This window comes from Streptomyces anandii JCM 4720, assembly GCF_014650655.1.
GTDB classification, from domain to species: domain Bacteria; phylum Actinomycetota; class Actinomycetes; order Streptomycetales; family Streptomycetaceae; genus Streptomyces; species Streptomyces anandii.
Genome location: NZ_BMVJ01000013.1, coordinates 207,269 through 211,534, shown reverse-complemented (window position 1 = coordinate 211,534; position 4,266 = coordinate 207,269). Strand labels below are relative to the sequence as shown.

The following is a 4,266-nucleotide window of genomic DNA, read 5'->3' as shown; positions in this document are numbered from 1 at the left end:
GACACCATCGCAGTCCCACAACTCCACCCTCGTGCCGTTCGCCGTGCCGTTGCCATTGATGTCGAGACAACGGCCCAGTGTGACGAGGGAGTTGTCGGGGTCGTGGGTCCAGTGCTGGTCCTCGGCGTACGACTGGCAGTCCCACAGCTGTACGGCGGCGCCGTTGGCCCCCGTGTCGTCGGCGGCCACGTCCACACACTTGCCGCCGGGGCCGGTCACCGTGCCCTGCGGTCCGTTCGGCACGTCGGTCTCGCCGGAGTAGCCGACCGAGACGACATTGGCCTGGACGGCGTTCTCGGCGGCGTCGGAGGGGTAGCCGGAGACCATCACGCCCTCGAAGAACGTGCCCATGTTCCAGGTGCTGTTGTCGCCGCCGGTGCCGAGGATGATGCCGCCCTCCTGGTGCATGGGCCGGTATCCCCCGCGGGTGGGCAGGCCTCCGTCCCACCAGGTCGTCAGCCCGCCCGCCTGCGCGTCGCCGCCCTTGAGCGCGTACGTGGTCTGCCCGTCGTTCTTCAGCACCGCCGTCACGAAGGCGCTGGCGTTGCCCCGGTTGGCGGGGTTGGAGCCGTTGTCGCCCTGGAACATGCCGTTCTCCAGGTCCGCCTCGACCCACGGTCCCGAACCGGTGCACGGCGCGAAGTAGCAGGTGGTCGCGATGCTCACGGCGTCCATGTGGCCGTTGCCGGTGTCGGCGGGTGTGCTCTCGGCGTTGCCGTAGTCGAAGCAGCAGGCCGAGCCGACGTGGGTGCCGCTGGCCACCATGTAGGCCCCCTCGGCCTGGCCGTTGACGGCCACCCCGGAGGCCGCCCCGGAGGAGCGGTAGCCGACTCCCGGTGAGATCCACACGCCGTAGACCTTGTGGCCGCCGGCGGTGACGGCGATCTCGGAGGCGTCCGCGCCGCGGTCCGCTCCCATGCCGGAGGTTCCCGCCGGTCCCGGGGTCAGGTCGTTGTGGCGCGAGGTCTGGTCGTAGATCTTCGTGATGCGGCAGGTGGTGCCGCCGCAGAAGGTGTCCTGGCGCCCGGCGTCCGCGTAGCCGCCGGCGGACAGCGGGCCGATGTCGGCACCCGCGCCGTCCGAGGCCCGGGTGACCCGGTACAAAGGGCCGCCGTAGGAGGAGAAGAGGGCGCGAACCGTGCTGTGCGCGGCGACGCAGGGGGTGCCGGCGTCACCGTAGATGTCGCACGGCAGCGATCCGGCGGCCTGGGACGGTCCGGGCAGTCCCACCACGAGGCCCAGGGCGAGACCGAGTACGCCCAGGACCGAGAGCAGGAGACGTATTGATCCGCTCGTCTCGCGCGTTCCGCTTCTTCCGCTTCTTCCGCTTCTTCCGCGCATCGTGTGCTCCTCGGCAGATGGAGAGGGGTTCCAACTGACGGACACAGCGGCCGGGTTCGAGCGCCGGGTGACCGCTGCGGAACCTACGCACGGCCATGACACGCGTCAAGATTTGTGGCTTAACGCTTATTCAAAGGCTTGTTTCTGTCCTAACTTGTTGCTTCCCCCTCGCCGTTGTCGCGCTCGTGGCGTGCCGGGCCGGCGTCCTCGAAGTCCTGCCAGGCCTGTTGCCGGGCCTCCTCGGCATCCGCGAGCAGCGCCTCCAGGGACTGCGTGGGGCCGGGCGGCGGGTCCGGCGTGCGCGTGATCCTGGCGTGGAGGTACGCGCACGCCTCGGCCTCGGCGGCGAATCGTCGCACGTCCCGGTCCACGGCGCGTTCGCGCAGGCCGACGGTCCAGCCTCCGTCGGATTCCCGGCGCAGGAAGTAGTGGGCGTCGGGTGCCGCGACGACGTCATGGACGCCGGCAATCTCGTACCACGCGTCGGGTACGCCGGCGCCCCGCAGCCGTTCCACGAGTTCCACCCGGTCCATCGCGTCAGCCTCCGGCCGTCAGACCACCGGCAGTTCCTGGAGGTACTTCGAGGTGACGAGGTCCGGGATCGACGGAGTCGTCAGGTACTGCAGGCCCAGGCCGGGCTGGCCGAACCAGGGCCGGATCGGCCCCGCCTCGACGGTGAACGGCTTGAGGATCCGGTAGAGGTGGTAGCTGAAGGGGTGGGTCCGGTCGAACGTGTCGAGGTTGCTCGGCGGGATCGCACGCCTGGCGTACGGGGTGCCGGCGGGGGCGAGGAAGTGGCCGAGACCGCTGCCGAAGAGGTCGACCAGCTGGCCCTGACGCAGCGTCAGCGGGCGTTCCACGGGCTTGCCGTTCTTCAGGACGAAGCCGTTGTTGTCGGGGTACCACCAGCCGGACTTGCTCGTGGCGGGATCCATCTGCCAGTAGCAGCCGAGGAACCAGTACGCGGAAGTGCCGTCCGTGCGGTGGTAGTTCCGCAGCATCTCGCCGATGGCGCCGGTCCGCGGCAGCTCGGCCGGTCCGAGGCGCCAGTCGTCCATGTAGTACCGCTGGAGTGCCGGCGGTACGGTGCTGGTCCCCCGGCTGCGGTGCTCGGTCGGACAGGGGGCGGCGTGGACGGCGCGGGGTTCGGCCGCCTGGACCGTGGCCGGCGAGACGCCGACCACGAGGAGGAGCGACGCCAGGGCGCTCCCGATGAGGGCGCGCAGTACGCGCATCCGGTATCCCTTCTCTCCCTGGCGCCGACGCCTGCCGGGCGCCCGAATTGCGGGGACCATCCGGCCCGCGGGGGGTGACGGACGGCTTCGGGGCCCAGTTCATGCGCCGCGGGTGGGAGGGAGGGGGCCAACGCGCGGCCGGTCACCCGGACCGGTGACCGCGACGACCCGGACGGGTCACATCAGGGTGCCTCGGGACATGTTCAGGCGGTGAGGCCGGCGGCGAGCGTCGCGCCCAGCTCCCAGCACGCCTGGACGTCGGCCTTGTCCGGCTCCCCGGTCACCGTGACCGGCGGGGCGGCCCGCCTCCAGCCCAGGCCCGTCGTGATCGACTCGATGGCCCGGACGGCGCCGGTGACGTCATTTCCGCCGTGCACGTAGAAGCCGAAGGGACGGCCCCGCGTGGCGTCCAGGCACGGGTAGTAGACCTGGTCGAAGAAGTGCTTGAGCGCGCCGGACATGTAGCCGAGGTTCGCCGGGGTACCCAGCAGGAGGCCGTCCGCCCCCAGCACGTCGGAGGCCGTCGCCGACAGCGCCGCGCGCCGCGCCACGTGGACGCCCTCGATCTCCGGCGCGGTGGCGCCGGCGAGGACGGACTCGAACAGCGCCTGGCAGTTCGGGGACGGCGTATGGTGCACGATCAGCAAGGTGGCCACGCCCCGCACCCTGCCGTGATCCTGCCTCGGCCGCAAGGCCGCACGAAAGCGGGGCTCACCGGGTGGCCGTGCCGGTTCAGCGGGTGGCCGTGCCGGTGAGGCGGACGGCGAGGAGGGCGATGTCGTCGTCGGCCGCGGCGGGCACGAGCCGGGTGAGGAGGCTGTCGCACAGCGCCTCCAGGGAGGAGACGGGGTGGGCGAGGGCCTGGGTCAGCTCGGCGAGGCGCTCGTCGATGTCACTGCCTCGGGCCTCGACGAGTCCGTCGGTGTAGAGCACGAGGAGGCTGCCCCGCTCCAGGTGGAGGTCGGTGGTGGTGAAGGACTCGCCGCCCACCCCCAGGGGGAGCCCGGGCGGCACGGTGAGCAACTGCACGGTGCCGTCGGGACGTACGGCGGCGGGAGGCGGGTGACCGGCCCGGGTGATGCGGCAGTGGCCGGTGCCAGGGTCGATGACGAGGTAGAGGAAGGTGGCGAGCATCGACTCGGACAGGTCGTCGAGAGCGGCCTCCAACTGGGCCAGGACTTCCTGGGGTTGGAGGTCGAGCCGGGCCAGTGCCCGTACGCTCGCCGAGAGCCTGCCCATGGTGGCCGCCGCCCTCGTGCCGTGTCCCATGACGTCGCCCATCGCCAGGGCCGCCTTGCCGTCGGGGAGGGTGATGACGTCGTACCAGTCGCCGCCCACCTCGGTGACGTCGCTCGCGGGCAGGTAGCGGTGGGCGACCTCGATGCCGGGCGGTGCGTCGATGTGCTGCGGGAGCATGCTGCGCTGCAGGATGAGCGCGGTGTCGTGCTCGCGGTGGTACAGGCGGGCGTTGTCCACGCACACGGCGGCCCGGGCGGCGAGCTCGCAGGCGAGGGCGACGTCGTCGTCCGTGAAGGGCCCCAGCGGCCGGCTGCGGTAGAAGGTGGCCAGCCCCAGCACGGTGCCCCGGGCGAGCAGGGGCACCATCATGAACGAGTGGACGCCCTCGGAGAGGATCCGGGCCGGCGCGGTGGAGTGGCGGGCCGCCGGGGCGACGGAGGCGGCGTCCAGG

The 4,266-nt window shown here is 71.8% G+C and carries 5 protein-coding genes; all 5 read right to left on the bottom strand.

The window, feature by feature from the left end; all coding sequences use genetic code 11:
- The coding region (locus IE249_RS23620) for an arabinofuranosidase catalytic domain-containing protein (RefSeq protein WP_189707602.1) at positions 1–1,341 on the bottom strand (1,341 nt) is incomplete at its 3' end.
- A 149-nt stretch (positions 1,342–1,490) separates the two neighbouring features.
- Positions 1,491–1,874, bottom strand: coding sequence for a hypothetical protein (locus IE249_RS23615; protein ID WP_189707600.1), 384 nt, complete (start codon positions 1,872–1,874; stop codon positions 1,491–1,493).
- A gap of 18 nt (positions 1,875–1,892) precedes the next feature.
- Positions 1,893–2,576 (bottom strand): TNT domain-containing protein, encoded by a 684-nt coding sequence (locus tag IE249_RS23610; RefSeq protein ID WP_189707598.1) that lies wholly within the window; start codon positions 2,574–2,576, stop codon positions 1,893–1,895.
- A 203-nt stretch (positions 2,577–2,779) separates the two neighbouring features.
- Entirely contained in the window at positions 2,780–3,232 is a 453-nt protein-coding gene (locus IE249_RS23605; protein WP_189707596.1) for a flavodoxin family protein, read from the bottom strand.
- Positions 3,233–3,308: 76 nt separating this feature from the next.
- The coding region (locus IE249_RS38290) for a PP2C family protein-serine/threonine phosphatase (RefSeq protein ID WP_229859108.1) at positions 3,309–4,266 on the bottom strand (958 nt) is incomplete at its 5' end.